Below are 17,063 nucleotides of genomic sequence, written 5' to 3'. Positions count from 1 at the left end.
GTGAAGAAGACCACTCCAAGGAGGGGTCGGTGCTATGGGCGTGGAGTGCGTAGGCTCCCTACTTATGAGTAGTGCTGCTGACCCGCTGGCCGCCCTGGGCGCGCTCCCGGGCGTCTCCGAGAGCGTGGACTCCGTACGCAAGGCCGTGGACCGGGTCTACGGTCACCGGGTGATGCGCCGCCGCAGCGGGGAGATCACCTCGGAGGCGGCGCTGCGCGCGGCCCGCGGCAGCGCGGCCCTGTCCGGAGCGGACTGGGCGCTGGAGGAGGTGCGCCGCCGCACCGACTTCGGCGCGGACGCGGAGGCGCGCACGGTCGGCGCCGCGCTGCGGCTGACGGCGGAGGCCGGGCAGCTGTTGAGCATCTGGCGGCAGTCGCCGCTGCGGGTGCTGGCGCGCCTGCACCTGGTGGCGACGGGGACCGCGGCCGACGGCGATGTGGTGGGCCGGCCCCGCCTGGCCGGCGAGCCGGTGGACGAACCGCTCCTGGCCGACGTGCCGCTGCCCTCGGCCGACGAGGTCGCGGGCCGGCTGGACGGGCTGTCCCGGCTGGTCATCGCGGGCAGCTCGGCCCCGGCGCTGGTGGTCGCGGCGGTGGTGCACGGCGAGCTGCTGGCGCTGCGCCCGTTCGCCTCGTACAACGGGCTGGTCGCGCGGGCGGCGGAGCGGATCGTGCTGGTCAACAGCGGCCTCGACCCCAAGGCCATCTGCCCGGCCGAGGTCGGCCACGCGGAGCAGGGGCGCGAGGCGTACCTGGCCGCCTTTGACGGCTACGTCTCCGGGACCGCGGAGGGGATGGCCGAGTGGATCGCCCACTGCGGGCGGGCCGTGGAACTCGGCGTCCGCGAGTCGACGGCGGTCTGCGAAGCCCTGCAGCGCGGCGCGGCCTGAGAAGCGCTGTTCCGGGCGATGGGCCCGGAACAGGGTTGCGGCGACACCGTCAAGCTCTGGTGTCGCCGCTGGCATTTACGCCCAGTTACCAAGCGTCCTCGATAAGTGCCCATCAGGTCGGGAACTTTGCCCGGTTACCTGGTGCGGCTGGCCCGTAATCGACGGGTCGACGTCGCGTGGGTGCTCGGCGTTCATGCGATTCGGTCCGTGGGCCTTACTGCGTTTTAAAGATGATCCTCTCGGATGTTCTTTGGTCTCGCGGGCCGTGACTCCTTTCTACTCCGCTTCGGTGTGAAGCGGAACCCCTGACTGCTTTTTTTACTTTCCGGGCGCAGCGGGGCGAACCGGACAGTCTCGTTCCTGCAGGTCAGGGGCCGGGGGCAGGCTGGGAGGGGCGCCGCGCAGCGGCTGGTGTCAGGCGGAAGCGGCCGCGGTGGTTGCGGCTGCCGTGGTGGCTGCAGCGGCGGCCAGAGCGCCCGCCCGACGGCGGCTCGCGTACCAGACGAGACCTGCCGTGGCCGCCGCCGCGCCCACCGCCGCGGCGGCGACCAGCGCCGGCCGCGTCGGCATGGACAGCCCGGGCAGCCGCTGCTTCAGGCGAACCGGCCGGTTGAAGACCAGTACCGGCCACTCGCGGGCCACCGCCTCGCGCCGCAGCGCCCGGTCGGGGTTGACCGCGTGCGGGTGGCCGACCGCCTCCAGCATCGGGATGTCGGTCACCGAGTCGCTGTAGGCGTAGCAGCGCGAGAGGTCGTAACCCTCGGACTCGGCCAGCTCCCGGACCGCCTCGGCCTTGGTGGGCCCGTAGGCGTAGTACTCGATCTCGCCGGTGAAGCAGCCGTCCTCGCCGATGACCATGCGGGTGGCGACGACCCGGTCCGCGCCCAGCATCTCGCCGATCGGCTCGACCACTTCCGCGCCGGACGTCGACACGATCACCACGTCGCGGCCTGCCGTGTGGTGGGCCTCGATGAGCGATGCGGCCTCGTCGTAGATCAACGGGTCGATGAGGTCGTGCAGGGTCTCGGCGACGATTTCGCGCACCTGCTGGACGTTCCAGCCCTTGCACAGGGCGGACAGGTACTCCCGCATCCGCTCCATCTGGTCGTGGTCGGCGCCGCCGACCAGGTAGATGAACTGGGTGTATGCGGTACGCAGCACGGCCCGGCGGTTGATCAGGCCGCCGTGGTAGAAGGACTTGCTGAACGTCAGAGTGCTCGACTTCGCAATGACCGTCTTGTCCAGGTCGAAGAACGCTGCGGTGCGGGGCGCCGAGTGCGGCAAGGGCTGGATTTCCACGCCCCGAGCATATGCGCCCACCATTCGGCGTAAGGTGTGGCGCGTGGGTTTGCCTGAGAAGCCTCTCGGGTACACCATGGAAGTCACGGATCGTTCGCGACCGTGCTAACCCGGTCTGGCTCCTCCCCCCCCGAGTCGGACCGTGGGGACGACCCCCGCTCTCCCCCCCGGCGGGGGTCGTCGCATGTCCGGACGCGGTTTGCGTCCTCTCTTCCGGTGCCAAGCGCCCACTTCTGCGGCCCTCCTGTCTCGGCGGGCCCGCGCGGCGAAGGCCCTCACCCCTCTCCGGTTCGTCACGGTGCGTAGTGGTTCCGCCGCGCTGCGGAACTCACCTGTGGGTGACGGAGTTATTCACAAGGCTCCCGTTGTCCACAGTTTTCGAGCAAGATCCACTTCTTTTTCCGGATCGCTGCACGGTGATTCCAGCCGCGAAGTCCGCGGCGGCTGGCATTTGCGGCGAGAAGGGGGCGGAGATCGTGGCTGGATCGAAGTCGTGCGAACTGGCGGAACGGGTCGGGACAGGCGGAATCAGGTCGGCGGGCCGCGGAGGCGCGCCGGGCGCCGGCGGCGGGCGGCCGCTGATCCTCACCGAGGACCCGTTGCTGCTGGACGATCTGCTGCGGCTGTGCGCCGCCGCCGGTGCCGAGCCGCATGTGCACCATGCGGTGCCCGAGCAAAGCGGAGGCGGGGGCGAGGCCGGCGGGAGCGGTGCGCGCGGAGGCGGCGGCAGCGGTGGCGCCGGTGGTGGCGGCAGCGGGGGAGGCGGAGTCGGTTGGGACTCGGCGCCGCTCGTGCTCGTCGGTGACGATGCCGCCCGGCGCGTCCTTGGGGCCCCGCGCCGGCCCGGGGTGCTGCTCGTCGGGAGGGAGCCGGACGACCCCCTCGTGTGGCAGCGGGCGGTGGAGATCGGCGCCGAGGAGGTGCTGCGGCTCCCCGATGCCGAGGCCCTGCTGGTCGACCGCATCGCCGACGTGGTGGAAGGGGCCGGCCGAAGCGCGCTGGCCGTCGGGGTGATCGGCGGCAGCGGCGGGGCCGGCGCCTCCACCCTCGCCTGCGCCCTCGCCCTGCGGGCCGCCCGCGCCGGGGAGCGCACCATCCTCATCGACGGGGACCCGCTCGGCGGCGGCATGGACGTCCTGCTCGGCGGCGAGAGCGCCGAGGGGCTGCGCTGGCCCGACCTCGCCGGCTCCCGAGGCCGGCTCGCCGCCGGCGCCCTGGAGGAATCCCTGCCCGAGCTGCATGCCCTGCGGGTGCTGAGCTGGGACCGCGGGGACCGGGTGGTGGTGCCGCCCGACGCGGTGCGCTCGGTGGTGGCCGCCGCGCGCCGCCGGGGCGGGGTCGTCGTGGTCGACCTGCCCCGCCGGGTCGACGAAGCAGTCGCCGAGGCCCTGGCCCAGCTCGACCTGGTGCTGCTGGTGGTTCCGGCCGAGCTGCGGGCGGTGGCCGCCGCGGGCCGGGTCGCGGCCGGGGTGCGGATCGCCGCCCGGGACGTGCGGGCCGTCGTACGGGGCCCCGCGCCCGGCGGTCTCGATGCCGAGGCGGTGGCCGGGCTGCTGGGCGTCCCGCTGGCCGGCGAGGTGCCGCTTGAGGTGGGGCTTCCGGGGCGCGTCGCCGACGGGGAACCGCCGGGAGCGCACGGGCGGGGCGCGCTGGCCCGGTTCTGCGACGGCTTCTGGCGCCGGGTGCTCGGCCCGGCCGCCGCCCGGGGGGTGACGGCATGAGCGCGGTGCTCCTGGACGCGGTGCGCCGGCAGCTCGCCGAGAGCGGGGCGGAGCCGACTCCGGCCCGGGTGGCCGCGGCCCTGCGCGCACAGGGCCGACTGCTCGGGGATGCGGAAGTGCTGGGTGCGGCCGAGGAGTTGCGGTCCGAACTGGTCGGTGCCGGCCCGCTGGAGGGGCTCCTCGCCGACCCCGAGGTCACCGATGTGCTGGTGGCCGCTCCCGACCGGGTGTGGGTGGACCGGGGTGGCGGGCTGGAGCTGACCGGCGTCACCTTCCCCGATGCCGAGGCGGTTCGCCGGCTGGCCCAGCGGCTGGCTGCCGTCGCGGGCCGGCGCCTGGATGACGCCCGGCCCTGGGTGGATGCGCGGATGCCGGACGGCACCCGGCTGCATGCGGTGCTGCCTCCGGTGGCGGTCGGGTCGGCCTGTCTGTCGCTGCGGGTGGTGCGGCCGCGGGCGTTCACGCTGGAGGAGCTCGTCGAGGCGGGGACGCTGCCGCCCGGCGGGGCGCGGCTGCTGCGGGAGATGGTGCAGGCCCGGCTGTCGTTCCTGGTCTCCGGCGGGACCGGCACCGGCAAGACCACCCTGCTCAGCGCTCTGTTGGGGCTGGTCGGCCCCGGGGAGCGGATTGTCCTCGCCGAGGACTCCGCCGAGTTGCGGCCCGACCATCCCCATGTGGTGCGGTTGGAGACCCGGCCCGCCAACCAGGAGGGGGCGGGCCTGGTCACCCTCGCGGACCTGGTCCGGCAGGCGCTGCGGATGCGCCCGGACCGGCTCGTGGTCGGCGAGGTCAGAGGGCCCGAAGTGGCCGACCTCCTGGCCGCGTTGAACACCGGTCACGAGGGGGGTTGCGGCACCGTCCATGCGAATGCCGCCGGGCACGTGCCGGCCCGGCTGGAGGCGCTCGGGACCGCCGCGGGCCTCGACCGGGCCGCGCTGCACAGCCAGTTGGCGGCCGCCCTGACCCTCGTCCTGCACCTGGTCCGGGACCGGGCCGGGCGGCGCCGGGTGGCCGAGGTGCACGTCCTGGAGCGGGACGCCGTCGGGCTGGTGGTCACCGTACCGGCGCTGCGCTGGTCCGCCCGCGGCTTCGTGCGGGAGCGCGGCTGGGAGCGGCTGCGCCCGCTGCTGGGCGGTGTGCGGTGAGCGGGGCGGGGGCCGCCGCGGTGCCGCTGCCGCTGTTCGCCGGGATGCTGTGTGCCGGGACGGCCGCCTGGGCGCTGGCCGAGGGCGACCGGGCGGCGCGGCGGGCCCGCGGGGTGTTGGCCGGCGGCGGGCCGCCGGTGCTGGGCGGGCCGGTGCGCCGGGAGCGGCTGGTGAGCGCGGTGCGGGTGCGGGCCGCGCGGTGGCGGGAGTGGTGGGCCTGCCTCGGGGCCGGGCTGGTTCTCGCGCTGCTGGGCGGGTCGGTGGTTCCGCTCGCGGCGGGGGCGGTGGCGGTCCCGTTGGTGCGGCGCCGGCTGGCGGTCCGGCAGCGGGAGCGGGACCGGTGCGCGCGGGCCGCCGAGGTGATCGCCCTGTGCGGGGCGGCGGTGGGCGAGCTGCGGGCGGGGGCCCAGCCCGGGCAGGCGCTGGCCGCGGCCCTGCGGCGGACCGCTGTGGGTCCGGGTGCTCCCGGGCCGGCGGAGACGGCGGTGCTTGCCGCGGCCGCGTTCGGCGGGGATGTGCCGGGGGCGCTGCGGCAGGCGGCCCGGGAGCCCGGCGCGGAGGGGTTGGCCGGGATGGCCGCCTGCTGGCGGATTTCCGTGGACGGGGGCGCCGGGCTGGCCGCCGGACTGGACCGGCTGGAGGGGGCCCTGCGGGCCGACCGGGACCGGCGGGAGGCGCTGCGGGCCCAGTTGGCGGGCGCGAGATCGACGACGGTGGTGCTCGCCCTGCTGCCGCTGGTGGGGTTGGTGATCGGGACGGGGCTGGGGGCGGACCCGCTGCGGGTGCTGTTGCACACCCCGGTGGGGTGGGGCTGCCTGCTGGCGGGCGGGGTGCTGGAGGCGCTGGGGCTGCTGTGGTGCCGGCGGATCGTACGGGCGGGGGAGCGGTGATGGGCGGGACTGCGGTCCACAGGCTGGGGACGGTGCTGTGCCTCGTGGCGGCGGTGCTCTGCGCGGCAGGCGCGGTGGCCGTCCGGGTCGGGGCGCGGGCGGCCCGGCGCAGAGCCGTCGGGCTGCTGGCGGCGCCGCGACAGCGGCAGCGCTCGGCCCTGGCGGTGCGGATACGGGGTGCGGTGGCCGTGTGGGCGGTTGCGGCGGCGGTGTGGGCGGCGATGGGGCTGCTGCTCGGTGGAGCGCTCGGGTGGGCCGCGGGCTGCGGGGCGGCGTACGCGGTGTGGTGGCTGCGTCGGCGCCGGCGCGGGTCCGCCGGGGTGGATCCGCGGGAGGTGGAGCGCCAGCTGCCGTTCGCTGCCGACCTGTTGGCGGCCTGCCTGGCCGCCGGTGCCGGGCCGGTGGAGGCCGCCGAGGTCGTGGGGGAGTCGCTGGGCGGCCCGGTGGGCGAGCGGCTGGCGCTCGCCGGGGCGGAGCTGCGGCTCGGCGGCGAACCGGGCGCGGCGTGGGGGAGGTTGGCGCAGATACCGGGGGCCCGGCCGCTCGCGGAGTGCCTGGAGCGGGCCGCCCGGACGGGGGCTCCGGCCGCCGAACCCGTGGCGCGGCTGGCGACCGCCCTGCGGGAGGAGCGGGTCCGCGAGGCGGGTGCCCGCGCGCAGCGGGCGGCGGTGCTCGTCACCGCGCCGGTCGGGCTGTGCTTCCTGCCCGCGTTCCTCGCGGTGGGAGTGGCCCCCGTGGTGATCGGAATGGCCTCGGGCCTGCTGTCGGGCGCGTAAAAGAGACGGTGCGAAAACGGGCTGAGACCACGTCAGGAAATCAATATCAACGGGAGGTTGTCATGAGGATCATCGTGTTTCGGCTGCGGGCTGCGCTGAAGGGCCGCACGGGCGATGCGGGGATGTCCACGTCCGAATACGCCATGGGCACGATCGCGGCGTGTGCATTCGCGGCCGTTCTGTACAAGGTGGTGACGAGCGACGTGGTCTCCACCGCACTCCAGTCGACCATCGGGAAGGCGCTCGATGTGCCGTTCTGAGGGAATGCGGGGGCGGTGGCACGGCGCGGTGCGACGGGACCGGGGATATGTGACGGCTGAGGCAGCCGTGGTGATTCCCGCGCTGGTGCTGTTCGCGGCGCTGCTGGTGTGGGCGCTGATGGCGGCGGCCGCGCAGATCCGCTGTGTGGACGCGGCCCGGGCCGGCGCCCGGGCGGCGGCCCGGTCGGAGCCGGTCGACACGGCGCTGGCGGCGGCCCGGGCGGCCGCTCCGCCGGGGGCCGAGGTGGCGCTGGAGCGGGAGGGGGACCTGTGGCGGGTGCGGGTGGCGGCTCCGGCGCCGGGGCCGCGCGGGCTGCCGGTGCGGCTCGGGGCCCGGGCGGTGGCGCTGGCCGAGGACAGCGTGGGGCCGCCGCCGTGAGGGGCGACCGGGGCTCGGCCACGGTGTGGGCGGCGCTGGTGGCGGTGGTGCTGGGCACGGTGTTCGGCGGGGTGCTGCTGCTCGGCCAGGCCGTCGTCGCCCGGCACCGGGCGGCCGCAGCCGCCGATCTGGCGGCCCTGGCCGCGGCGGCGACCTGGGCCCACGGCCCGGAGGCCGCCTGCGGCGCGGCCGGCCGGGTGGCCCGGGCCCAGGAGGCCGCCCTGGCCTCCTGCACCGTCCTCGGCGAGGTGGCCGAGGTTGCGGCCCGCCCGGCGAAGGGCCCCTTCACCCCGACGTCCACGGCTCGCGCCGGCCCTCCGCTGCCGACTCGGGCCCCGGATCCCGCGCCTCCGCCGTCCGGCCGGGCACCGGGCCCTGCGGCTCCGCTGCCGAGCGGGGCACCGGGCCCTGTCCCTCCGCCGTCCGGCCGGGTCCCGGGCCCCGCACCGGCTCCGGCGCCGTCCGCCGGGGCCCTGGGGGTCAGGGTTGCGGGGACTCCTTGAGGAGGCGGGTCAGGAGGCGGATGGCGCCGCGTTTGTGGAGGGGGTCGTTGCCGTTGCCGCATTTCGGGGACTGGATGCACGAGGGGCAGCCGGCCTCGCACTCGCAGGCCGCGATGGCGTCGCGGGTCGCCGTGAGCCAGGCGCGGGCCGTGTGGAAGGCCCGCTCCGCGAAGCCGGCGCCGCCGGGGTGGCCGTCGTACACGAAGACCGTCGGAAGGAGGGTGTCGGGATGCAGCGGCACGGAGACGCCGCCGATGTCCCAGCGGTCGCAGGTGGCGAACAGCGGGAGCAGGCCGATGGAGGCGTGCTCGGCGGCGTGGAGGGCGCCGCCGAGGATCTCCGGGTGGATCCGGGCCGCGTCGAGCTGGTCCTCGGTGACGGTCCACCACACCGCCCGGGTGCGCAGGGTGCGGGGCGGGAGGTCCAGCTTGGCCTCCCCGAGCACCTCACCGGTGATCAGCTTGCGGCGCAGGTAGGACACCACCTGGTTGGTGACCTGCACCGTGCCGTAGCAGAGCCGGGCGTCGCCCCACGGGATCTCGGTCTCCGTCTCCAGGATGGCGATGGAGGTGGTGTCGCGGGCGGTGGTGGAGAAGGGCGGGCTGGCCTCTTCGACCAGGGCCACCGAGTCCTCCAGGTCCAACCGCTGCACCAGGTAGGTGCGGCCCTGGTGGAGGTGGACCGCTCCGTCGTGGACGGCGGTGTGGGCCGCGGACTCGTCCACCGTGCCCAGCAGGCGCCCGGTGGCCGCCTCGACGATCTGCACCGGGCGGCCGCCCTCGCCCCGGATGTCGGCCAGGTCCGCGGCGCGCTCCCGGCGGGTCCAGTGCCAGGCGGTGGCCCGGCGGCGCAGCAGCCTCGCGGCCTCCAGCTGCGGCATCAGGCCGGCGGCGGCCGGGCCGAACAGGGCGAGGTCGGCCTCGGTCAGCGGGGACTCGGCGGCGGCCGCGCACAGGTGCGGGGCCAGGACGTACGGGTTGTCCGGGTCGAGCACCGTGGCCTCCACCGGGCGGCGGAACAGGGCCTCGGGGTGGTGGACGAGGTAGGTGTCCAGCGGGTCGTCGCGGGCGACGAGCACGGCCAGCGCCCCCTGCCCGGACCGGCCGGCCCGGCCCGCCTGCTGCCACAGGGAGGCCCGGGTGCCCGGATAGCCGGCGATCAGGACCGCGTCCAGGCCCGAGACGTCCACGCCCAGCTCCAGGGCCGTGGTGGCGGCCAGCCCCAGCAGTTCCCCGGAGTGCAGGGCCCGCTCCAGGGCGCGGCGCTCCTCGGGCAGGTAGCCGCCCCGGTAGGCCGCGACACGCCCGGGCAGGGAGCGGTCGACCTCGGCCAGCCGCTCCTGGGCGATCACCGAGATCAGCTCGGCCCCGCGCCGGGAGCGTACGAAGGCGACCGTGCGGACGCCCTGGACGACCAGGTCGGTCAGCAGGTCGGCGGTCTCGGCCGTCGCGGTGCGGCGTACCGGGGCGCCCTTCTCGCCCCGCAGCTCGGTCAGCGGGGGCTCCCACAGGGCGAAGACCACCTCGCCGCGTGGCGAGGCGTCGTCCGCGACCTCCGTGACCGGGAGCCCGGTCAGCCGGGAGGCGGCGGTCGCCGGGTCGCTCGCAGTGGCGGAGGCCAGCAGGAAGACCGGTTCGGAGCCGTAGCGGGCGCACAGCCGCCGCAGCCGGCGCAGCACCTGGGCCACGTGGGAGCCGAAGACGCCCCGGTAGGTGTGGCACTCGTCGATGACCACGTAGCGCAGCGCGCGCAGGAAGGAGGACCAGCGGGGATGGGCCGGGAGGATCCCGCGGTGCAGCATGTCGGGGTTGGTCAGCACGTAGTTCGCGTACTGGCGCACCCATTCGCGTTCCTCGACCGGCGTGTCGCCGTCGTACACGGCGGGCCGGATCGCGTTGCCCAGCGGGGCGGCCAGCTCGCGCACGGCGCGCCGCTGGTCGGCCGCCAGGGCCTTGGTCGGGGCCAGGTACAGGGCGGTCGTCCCGCGGCCGTTCGGGGCCTCGGCGCCGTCCGCGAGGGTGGACAGCACGGGGGCGAGGTAGGCCAGGGACTTGCCGGACGCGGTGCCGGTGGCGACGACCACCGACACGCCGTCGAGGGCGTGCTCGGCGGCCGCGGCCTGGTGTTCCCACGGATGTTCGATCCCGGCGGCCCGGATCGCCGCCACGACATCCGTTCGGATGCGGTCGGGCCAGACTGCATGACGGCCCGCCCGAGGGGGCAAGTGCTCCGTATGGGTGATGCGCGCAGCTCGGGAAGGCCCCCGTGAGAGGCGGTCCAGAACCGCCCCGGGGGTGGGTCGAGGGTCCTCGGGTGCCGTGGGCCGACCGGGACGGTGAGTATTGGCCATTGGAACCGAGTGTGTCACCGGCGTGCGGGACAATGGTCCGAAGGCGTCGTGCGCGCCTGCCGGTAAGTGGTTGAATGCCATCGCGGCAGCCAATCTCTCCCCCCGCCCGCGGGTGGGGAGGCCCCTGGGGGGCGCCGCTCGATAGCAAGGTGCTGGAGGATCCGTGGACCTGTCCCTGTCGACTCGCACTGTCGGCGACCGCACGGTCGTGGAGGTCGGTGGCGAGATTGATGTGTATACCGCGCCCAAGCTGCGCGAGCAGTTGGTCGAGTTGGTGAACGACGGCAGCTACCACCTGGTTGTCGACATGGAGCGAGTGGACTTCCTCGACTCCACCGGCCTCGGTGTGCTCGTGGGAGGCCTCAAGCGCGTCCGTGCGCACGAGGGCTCGCTGCGCCTCGTGTGCAACCAGGAGCGCATCCTGAAGATCTTCCGCATCACCGGCCTGACCAAGGTGTTCCCGATTCACACGACGGTGGAAGACGCCGTCGCGGCCACCGACTGACGGCTCCGCCCCCCCGGCGGCCGCCGGGCCCCGGGGGACGGAGTGGAAGAGGAGCGGGGGCGCGGGCCGTGAGCGGCCCGGGCCCCTGTAAGCCACGCCCGTAGTCCGAGGGGGACGCAATGGCCACCGTTGAACTGCGCTTCAGCGCCCAGCCCGAGCACGTCCGGACGGCACGCCTGGTCGCGGCCGCCGTGGCGCGGCGGGCGGGTGTGGACGAGGCCGTGCTCGACGAGGTCCGCCTCGCGGTGGGCGAGGCCTGCTCGCGCGCCGTCGGACTGCACCTCAGCAACGGACTGACCGCGCCCGTCCGGGTGGTGCTGACCGAGGAGGAGAAGCTCTTCTCCATCGAGGTCGGCGACGAGGTCCCGGGGCCGGCCGGCGGCCCGACGGGCGCCGTGCCCGGGCTCGACGCCGCCCTGGACCCCGACGGCGACACCGAGGACGAGATGGGCCTCGCCGTGATCAGCGGTCTCGTCGACGACGTCGAGGTGACCAGCGGGGAGGGCGGCGGGACCATCAGGATGAGCTGGCCCGTGTCCGGCGCCGCCGAAGTCCGATAGTCCGATCGGTTTATTCGATCTTATTCAAGGCCCTGTGAACAGGGCCTTTTTTCATGCCCGCGTTCATGTCGGCGTTCATGCTCGCGTTCATGTCGGGGTTCACGCCGCGCGGTATTCCTAGATCGATGACCAGCCGTCAATGCCTTTGTCCCATTACCTCTTTCGGGGGTAATGGAGTGACAGGATCTATTGGTGAGGAGCAAGAGCAGGCCAATTCCGTTTCCCGCGTACTGTTTTGATCGGGAAGAGCTCCCTACAATCCGTCCACATCTTGAGCTCATCACGTCAAGGAGGACGAATGACGGGGCTCTTCACCCCTCTCTCGCCGGACGGCACCGCCGATCTGGCAGCCGCGGTACTCACCGATGACAATCGGCTCATCGTGATGGTGATCGCGGCCGTGGCCCTAGCCGCACTCGTCGTCGCGCAGATCCTGGTCCGCCAGGTCCTCGCCGCCGGCGAGGGCACCGACAACATGAAGAAGATCGCCGCCGCCGTGCAGGAAGGCGCCAACGCCTATCTGGGCCGGCAGCTGCGCACCCTCGGCATCTTCGCCGTCGTCGTGTTCTTCCTGCTCTTCCTGCTCCCCGCGGACGACTGGAACCAGCGGGCGGGACGTTCCGCCTTCTTCCTCGTCGGCGCGCTCTTCTCGGCGACCACCGGCTACGTCGGCATGCGGCTCGCCGTCCGCGCCAACGTCCGCGTGGCCGCCGCAGCCCGCGAGGCCACCCCCGCCGAGGGCCAGCCCGCCAAGGACCTCACCGACGTCGCCCACAAGGCCATGCGGATCGCGTTCCGCACCGGCGGCGTCGTCGGCATGTTCACCGTCGGCCTCGGCCTGCTCGGCGCCTCCTGCGTCGTCCTGGTCTACGCCGCCGACGCCCCCAAGGTCCTGGAGGGCTTCGGCCTCGGCGCCGCCCTGATCGCGATGTTCATGCGCGTCGGCGGCGGCATCTTCACCAAGGCCGCCGACGTCGGCGCCGACCTGGTCGGCAAGGTCGAGCAGGGCATTCCGGAGGACGACCCGCGCAATGCCGCGACCATCGCCGACAACGTGGGCGACAACGTCGGCGACTGCGCCGGTATGGCGGCCGACCTCTTCGAGTCGTACGCCGTCACCCTCGTCGCCGCGCTCATCCTCGGCAAGGCCGCCTTCGGCGACCTCGGCCTGGCCTTCCCGCTCATCGTCCCCGCCATCGGCGTCGTCACCGCGATGATCGGCATCTTCGCCGTCTCCCCGCGGCGCAGCGACCGCAGCGGCATGACCGCCATCAACCGCGGCTTCTTCATCTCGGCCGTGATCTCGCTCGCGCTCGTCGCCGTCGCCGTCTTCGCGTACCTGCCGGCCACGTACAAGGAGCTCGTCGGCGTCGAGGACACGGCGATCACCGGGCACTCCGGGGACCCGCGGATCCTCGCCCTCGTCGCCGTCGCCATCGGCATCGTCCTCGCGGCCCTGATCCAGCAGCTCACCGGCTACTTCACCGAGACCAGCCGCCGCCCCGTCCGCGACATCGGCAAGAGCGCGCTGACCGGCCCGGCCACCGTGGTCCTCGCCGGCATCTCCGTCGGCCTGGAGTCCGCCGTCTACACGGCGCTCCTCATCGGCCTCGGCGTGTACGGGGCCTTCCTGCTCGGCGGCACCTCCATCATGCTCGCGCTCTTCGCGGTGGCCCTGGCCGGCACCGGCCTGCTCACCACCGTCGGCGTGATCGTCGCGATGGACACCTTCGGGCCCGTCTCCGACAACGCCCAGGGCATCGCCGAGATGTCCGGCGACGTCGAGGGCCCCGGCGCGCAGGTCCTGACCGACCTGGACGCCGTCGGCAACACCACCAAGGCCATCACCAAGGGCATCGCCATCGCCACCGCCGTGCTCGCCGCGGCCGCGCTGTTCGGCTCGTACAACGACGCCATCTCCAACGCGGTCAAGCAGGTCGGCGCCAAGGCCGGCGAGATGAACCTCAGCCTGGACATCGCCCAGCCCAACAACCTGGTCGGCCTCATCCTGGGCGCCGCGGTCGTCTTCCTGTTCTCCGGCCTCGCCATCAACGCGGTCTCCCGCTCCGCGGGCGCCGTGGTCTACGAGGTGCGCCGCCAGTTCCGCGAGCACCCCGGCATCATGGACTACACCGAGAAGCCCGAGTACGGGCGCGTCGTGGACATCTGCACCAAGGACGCGCTGCGCGAGCTCGCCACCCCCGGCCTGCTCGCCGTGATGGCGCCCATCGCGGTCGGCTTCACCCTCGGCGTGGGCGCGCTCGGCGCGTACCTCGCGGGCGCCATCGGCTGCGGCACGCTGATGGCCGTGTTCCTCGCCAACTCCGGCGGCGCGTGGGACAACGCGAAGAAGCTCGTCGAGGACGGCCACCACGGTGGCAAGGGCAGCGAGGCCCACGCCGCGACCGTCATCGGCGACACCGTCGGCGACCCGTTCAAGGACACCGCGGGCCCGGCGATCAACCCGCTGCTGAAGGTCATGAACCTCGTGGCGCTGCTCATCGCCCCGGCGGTCGTGCAGTTCAGCTACGGAGCCGACACCAGCGCGACGGTGCGCGCGATCGTCGCGGCCGTCGCCGTCATGGTCATCGTCGGTGCGGTGTACGTCTCCAAGCGGCGCGGCGTGGCCGTCGGCGGCGACGCCGACGGCGACGCGGGACCCGCCGAGCGGGTGGCGCAGTCGGCCGACCCCGCGGTGGTGTCCTGACCGGAGTCCTGACTCACGCGTCCCGACCGGGGTCCCGACTCCGGTTCGAGCACGCGGGGACAGGTCCGAACGGCGGACGGGCGGCGCGGACTGACGCGTCGTCCGTCCGCTTTTCCGCTTACCCGGATGGCGGGTTGGTATCTTCCCGGCCGAGAGCCTTCGAAGGGACCAATCCGGTGAACAAGAAGCTTGCGGCCGCGGTGTCCGGCAGCGCGGTACTGATGCTCGTGCTGTCCGGCTGCGGCGGTGACGAGGGTGACAAGAAGGCCAACGCCTGGGCCAAGCAGGTCTGCGACAAGTGGCAGCCCCAGCTGAAGAAGATCGAGACGGCCAACGCCGACATCAAGCGCGTGTCGGGCGAGAACAGCAAGCCGGACGACGTCCAGAAGACCGACTCGGCCGCGTTCCAGTCCCAGGCCGACGCGTACAAGGCGATGAGCGCCGCCGTCGCGCAGGCCGGGGTCCCGCCCACGAAGGACGGCCAGGCGACCAAGGACGCGGCGGTCAAGGGCTTCGACTCGGCCTCCAAGGCCTACACGGACCTCAAGGCGAAGATCGACTCGCTCGACCCCAAGGACCAGAGCAAGTTCGCCGACGGACTCAAGGAGCTCGCGCCCGGCATCACCGAGGCGCAGAAGGGCAGCGCGGACGCCTACGGCCAGTTGAAGGCGGCCGGCCTGGACCAGGCGATGAACAGCCAGAAGGGCTGCAAGGTCACCGTGGCACCCTCGGCGTCGCCCGCGAAGTGAGCCGTCGGCGCGTGCGCCCCGCCCGCGCCGGCGTCTTGGCGGCACACGGGCCGGCGGTACACGGGTCCGCGGCACACGGCTCCGCGGCACACGGCTCCGCGCCACAAGGGGCCGCGACACAAGGGGCCGCGGCACAAGGCTCCGCGGCGCACCGATCGGCGGCGGCAGCCGACACAATGGACGCGTGAGTACCACCAGTCTCCCCACGCCCGACCGCGCCGCCGAGCTCCGCACCGCCCTGCTCGCCGCCGGCTTCACCGCCGACGGGCTGCTCGACCTGCTCGGCGCCCCCGCCTACGCGGCCCTGGCCCGCAGCGAGACGGTCCCCGCGCTGCGCGCCACCCGCAGCCGCAGCAACGGCCCCCTCGCGAGCCTGGTCCGGCTGTTCCTGCTTCAGGAGCCGGAGCCGTATGTGCACGTCTCGTCCGCGCTGCCCGTCGAGGCCCTCATCGCCGACGGCTGGCTGCGCCGGGAGGGCGACGAGGTGCACGCCACCGTCGACGTGCGCCCGTACGGCGGCCCGGACGGCGAGGACTGGTTCATCGTCTCGGACCTCGGCTGCGCCGTCGGCGGGGCCGGCGGGATCGGCAGCCGCGAGGAGGGCGTCGTCCTCGGCGTCGGCGGCGCCTCCACCACCCTTGCCGGGATCACGGTGCGCCGCCCCGTCGCCAGCGCCCTCGACCTCGGCACCGGATCCGGCATCCAGGCCCTGCACGCCGCGCAGCACGCCACCCGGGTCACCGCCACCGACGTCAACCCGCGGGCCCTGGAATTCACCCGGCTGACCCTGGCGCTGTCCGGGGCCCCGGAGGCCGAACTGCTCCTCGGCTCGCTCTTCGAGCCGGTCGGCGACGCCACGTACGACCTGATCGTGTCGAACCCGCCGTTCGTGATCTCCCCCGGCGCCCGGCTGACGTACCGGGACGGCGGCATGGGCGGCGACGACCTGTGCCGGACCCTGGTCCAGGAGGCCGGCGCCCACCTCAACCCCGGCGGCTACGCGCAGTTCCTCGGCAACTGGCAGCACGTGGAGGGAGAGGACTGGCGCGAGCGGGTCCGCTCCTGGGTGCCGCGCGGCTGCGACGCCTGGATCGTGCAGCGCGACGTACAGGACATCACGCAGTACGCGGAGCTGTGGCTGCGCGACGCGGGCGACCACCGCACCGATCCCGCCGAGTACGCGCGCCGGTACGAGGACTGGCTGGACGAGTTCGAGGCCCGCAAGACCAAGGCCGTCGGCTTCGGCTGGATCACGCTGCGCAACAGCGGCGCCGACGAGCCGTCGGTCGTGATCGAGGAGTGGCCGCACTCGGTGGAGCAGCCCCTCGGCGACGCCGTCACCGCCCACTTCGCCCGCCAGGACTACCTGCGCGCCCACGACGACGCCTCGCTGCTGGAGGCCCGCTTCGCCCTGGTCGCCGAGGTGGTCCAGGAGCAGGTCGGCGCCCCCGGGGCCGAGGACCCCGAGCACGTGGTGCTCCGGCAGAACCGCGGCATGCGGCGCGCCACCAAGGTCGACACGGTCGGAGCGGGCTTCGCCGGCGTGTGCGACGGATCGCTCACCGCGGGCCGGATCCTCGACGCGATCGCGCAGCTGATGCAGGAGGACCCGGTCGTGCTGCGCGACCGGACGCCGGAGGCGATCCGGATGCTGGTGGAGCAGGGCTTCCTGGAGCCGGTGGAGGCCTGATCCGCGGGGCCGGCGGGGTGCCCCGCAGGCCTCCTGCGACAGGCTCCGCTTCCCCTCCGCCTCCCGCCGTCCGCTTCCCTCCGTCCGCCTCTCCCCAACGCTCTCCCCGTGATGTAACCCACGGTTCGCTTTCTGTTCCCCCTCGGCTGGCAGGCTGCTGGCCAAGGGGGAAAGCCAGGGGTGTCCGTGGGTGTCCGGGGGGATCCGGGGGGACCCGAGAGCGGCCCGGGGAACGAAGGGGAACGGTATGGAAAGCGGTCCGGCGATCTTCGCGGCGACCGTGTTCCTGCTGTTCGGGACCGCTCTGCTGGCCTGGACAGGGGCGCGCGCCCGCCACGGTGCGCCGGTGGCCGAGGGCGTGCGCCCCTCCGTGGCCGTACCGCTGGCGCTGCTCGCCGGCGCGGCGTCGCTGGCCCTCGGCGCGTGGTGCCTCGCGCGACTGTGACTTCCGCGCACCGTTCCGTGTAGGACCGGCCGCCCACAGGGAGCGGCCCCGCGAGGGAAACCGGACGTCAGGCGGGGTGCGGGGGAGCGGCCAGACGGCCCCCTGGCCACTCGGGCCAGTGATCGGGACGGGTCCGGCGGGGTATCCGGGCGGCAGAAATGGCACTTGTCGGGTTACCGTTCGAGTGGCCGTTGC

Annotated in this window: 16 protein-coding genes; 14 read left to right on the top strand and 2 right to left on the bottom strand. The window is 74.1% G+C overall.

The window, feature by feature from the left end; all coding sequences use genetic code 11:
• Nucleotides 1-64: 64 nt before the first annotated feature.
• Nucleotides 65-889, top strand: coding sequence for an oxidoreductase (locus AB0F11_RS16370; protein WP_362173313.1), 825 nt, complete (start codon nt 65-67; stop codon nt 887-889).
• A 414-nt stretch (nt 890-1,303) separates the two neighbouring features.
• Here the strand turns inward: AB0F11_RS16370 and AB0F11_RS16365 are convergent, their stop codons facing one another.
• Nucleotides 1,304-2,188, bottom strand: coding sequence for an HAD-IB family hydrolase (locus AB0F11_RS16365; protein WP_362173310.1), 885 nt, complete (start codon nt 2,186-2,188; stop codon nt 1,304-1,306).
• A gap of 527 nt (nt 2,189-2,715) precedes the next feature.
• Here AB0F11_RS16365 and ssd point away from each other — a divergent pair.
• From ssd to AB0F11_RS16330, 7 genes are all read left to right on the top strand, one after another.
• Nucleotides 2,716-3,909, top strand: a complete 1,194-nt coding sequence (gene ssd / locus AB0F11_RS16360; RefSeq protein ID WP_362173377.1) for a septum site-determining protein Ssd — start codon at nt 2,716-2,718, stop codon at nt 3,907-3,909.
• Nucleotides 3,906-5,054, top strand: coding sequence for a TadA family conjugal transfer-associated ATPase (locus AB0F11_RS16355; RefSeq protein WP_362173307.1), 1,149 nt, complete (start codon nt 3,906-3,908; stop codon nt 5,052-5,054). Before ssd ends, AB0F11_RS16355 begins: the two co-directional genes overlap by 4 nt.
• 44 nt (nt 5,055-5,098) lie before the next feature.
• The gene (locus AB0F11_RS16350; protein ID WP_362173374.1) at nt 5,099-5,944 is read left to right on the top strand and encodes a type II secretion system F family protein; all 846 of its coding nucleotides are present in this window, start codon (nt 5,099-5,101) and stop codon (nt 5,942-5,944) included.
• On the top strand, nt 5,944-6,720 hold the full coding sequence (locus AB0F11_RS16345) for a type II secretion system F family protein (RefSeq protein ID WP_362173305.1): 777 nt from the start codon (nt 5,944-5,946) through the stop codon (nt 6,718-6,720). The genes AB0F11_RS16350 and AB0F11_RS16345 overlap by 1 nt, the downstream gene beginning before the upstream one ends.
• Before the next feature lie 62 nt (nt 6,721-6,782).
• Complete coding sequence (locus tag AB0F11_RS16340; protein ID WP_362173304.1) at nt 6,783-6,980, top strand: DUF4244 domain-containing protein; 198 nt, start codon at nt 6,783-6,785, stop codon at nt 6,978-6,980.
• A complete protein-coding gene (locus AB0F11_RS16335) occupies nt 6,967-7,359 on the top strand; it encodes a TadE family type IV pilus minor pilin (protein WP_362173301.1) in 393 nt (130 codons plus the stop codon). The genes AB0F11_RS16340 and AB0F11_RS16335 overlap by 14 nt, the downstream gene beginning before the upstream one ends.
• Nucleotides 7,356-7,862: an Rv3654c family TadE-like protein gene (locus tag AB0F11_RS16330; protein WP_362173298.1), complete on the top strand. Its 507-nt coding sequence runs from the start codon at nt 7,356-7,358 to the stop codon at nt 7,860-7,862. The genes AB0F11_RS16335 and AB0F11_RS16330 overlap by 4 nt, the downstream gene beginning before the upstream one ends.
• On the opposite strand, the gene AB0F11_RS16325 is transcribed toward AB0F11_RS16330, so the two are convergent.
• On the bottom strand, nt 7,840-10,293 hold the full coding sequence (locus AB0F11_RS16325) for a DEAD/DEAH box helicase (protein WP_362173295.1): 2,454 nt from the start codon (nt 10,291-10,293) through the stop codon (nt 7,840-7,842). The genes AB0F11_RS16330 and AB0F11_RS16325 overlap by 23 nt on opposite strands.
• 82 nt (nt 10,294-10,375) lie before the next feature.
• Here AB0F11_RS16325 and bldG point away from each other — a divergent pair, with 82 nt between their 5' ends.
• The 6 genes from bldG (at nt 10,376) to AB0F11_RS16295 (ending at nt 16,868) form a co-directional block, all read left to right on the top strand.
• Complete coding sequence (gene bldG / locus AB0F11_RS16320) at nt 10,376-10,717, top strand: anti-sigma factor antagonist BldG (protein WP_030152678.1); 342 nt, start codon at nt 10,376-10,378, stop codon at nt 10,715-10,717.
• 119 nt (nt 10,718-10,836) lie between these two features.
• On the top strand, nt 10,837-11,277 hold the full coding sequence (locus AB0F11_RS16315) for an ATP-binding protein (protein ID WP_362173293.1): 441 nt from the start codon (nt 10,837-10,839) through the stop codon (nt 11,275-11,277).
• Nucleotides 11,278-11,575: 298 nt separating this feature from the next.
• Entirely contained in the window at nt 11,576-13,984 is a 2,409-nt protein-coding gene (locus AB0F11_RS16310; protein WP_362173290.1) for a sodium-translocating pyrophosphatase, read from the top strand.
• 176 nt (nt 13,985-14,160) lie between these two features.
• Complete coding sequence (locus AB0F11_RS16305) at nt 14,161-14,733, top strand: small secreted protein (RefSeq protein WP_362173287.1); 573 nt, start codon at nt 14,161-14,163, stop codon at nt 14,731-14,733.
• Between the two features lie 184 nt (nt 14,734-14,917).
• Nucleotides 14,918-16,423 carry a class I SAM-dependent methyltransferase gene (locus AB0F11_RS16300; RefSeq protein ID WP_362173284.1) on the top strand — a complete coding sequence of 502 codons (1,506 nt, stop codon included), beginning with the start codon at nt 14,918-14,920 and terminating at the stop codon, nt 16,421-16,423.
• Nucleotides 16,424-16,670: 247 nt separating this feature from the next.
• On the top strand, nt 16,671-16,868 hold the full coding sequence (locus AB0F11_RS16295; RefSeq protein WP_362173281.1) for a hypothetical protein: 198 nt from the start codon (nt 16,671-16,673) through the stop codon (nt 16,866-16,868).
• Nucleotides 16,869-17,063 lie beyond the last annotated feature (195 nt).

This window comes from Streptomyces sp. NPDC032472 (assembly GCF_040636955.1).
Classification (GTDB): domain Bacteria; phylum Actinomycetota; class Actinomycetes; order Streptomycetales; family Streptomycetaceae; genus Streptomyces.
This window is presented reverse-complemented; position numbering and strand designations above follow the sequence as displayed.

What these genes read in the sequence shown, in the direction of transcription:
- AB0F11_RS16370 (WP_362173313.1), top strand. Translation starts at nt 65, where the DNA reads ATGAGTAGTGCTGCTGACCCGCTGGCCGCCCTGGGCGCGCTCCCGGGC.
- AB0F11_RS16355 (WP_362173307.1), top strand. Translation starts at nt 3,906, where the DNA reads ATGAGCGCGGTGCTCCTGGACGCGGTGCGCCGGCAGCTCGCCGAGAGC.
- AB0F11_RS16350 (WP_362173374.1), top strand. Translation starts at nt 5,099, where the DNA reads ATGCTGTGTGCCGGGACGGCCGCCTGGGCGCTGGCCGAGGGCGACCGG.
- AB0F11_RS16345 (WP_362173305.1), top strand. Translation starts at nt 5,944, where the DNA reads ATGGGCGGGACTGCGGTCCACAGGCTGGGGACGGTGCTGTGCCTCGTG.
- AB0F11_RS16340 (WP_362173304.1), top strand. Translation starts at nt 6,783, where the DNA reads ATGAGGATCATCGTGTTTCGGCTGCGGGCTGCGCTGAAGGGCCGCACG.
- AB0F11_RS16335 (WP_362173301.1), top strand. Translation starts at nt 6,967, where the DNA reads ATGTGCCGTTCTGAGGGAATGCGGGGGCGGTGGCACGGCGCGGTGCGA.
- AB0F11_RS16325 (WP_362173295.1), bottom strand. Translation starts at nt 10,293, where the DNA reads ATGGCATTCAACCACTTACCGGCAGGCGCGCACGACGCCTTCGGACCA.
- AB0F11_RS16315 (WP_362173293.1), top strand. Translation starts at nt 10,837, where the DNA reads ATGGCCACCGTTGAACTGCGCTTCAGCGCCCAGCCCGAGCACGTCCGG.
- AB0F11_RS16310 (WP_362173290.1), top strand. Translation starts at nt 11,576, where the DNA reads ATGACGGGGCTCTTCACCCCTCTCTCGCCGGACGGCACCGCCGATCTG.
- AB0F11_RS16295 (WP_362173281.1), top strand. Translation starts at nt 16,671, where the DNA reads ATGGAAAGCGGTCCGGCGATCTTCGCGGCGACCGTGTTCCTGCTGTTC.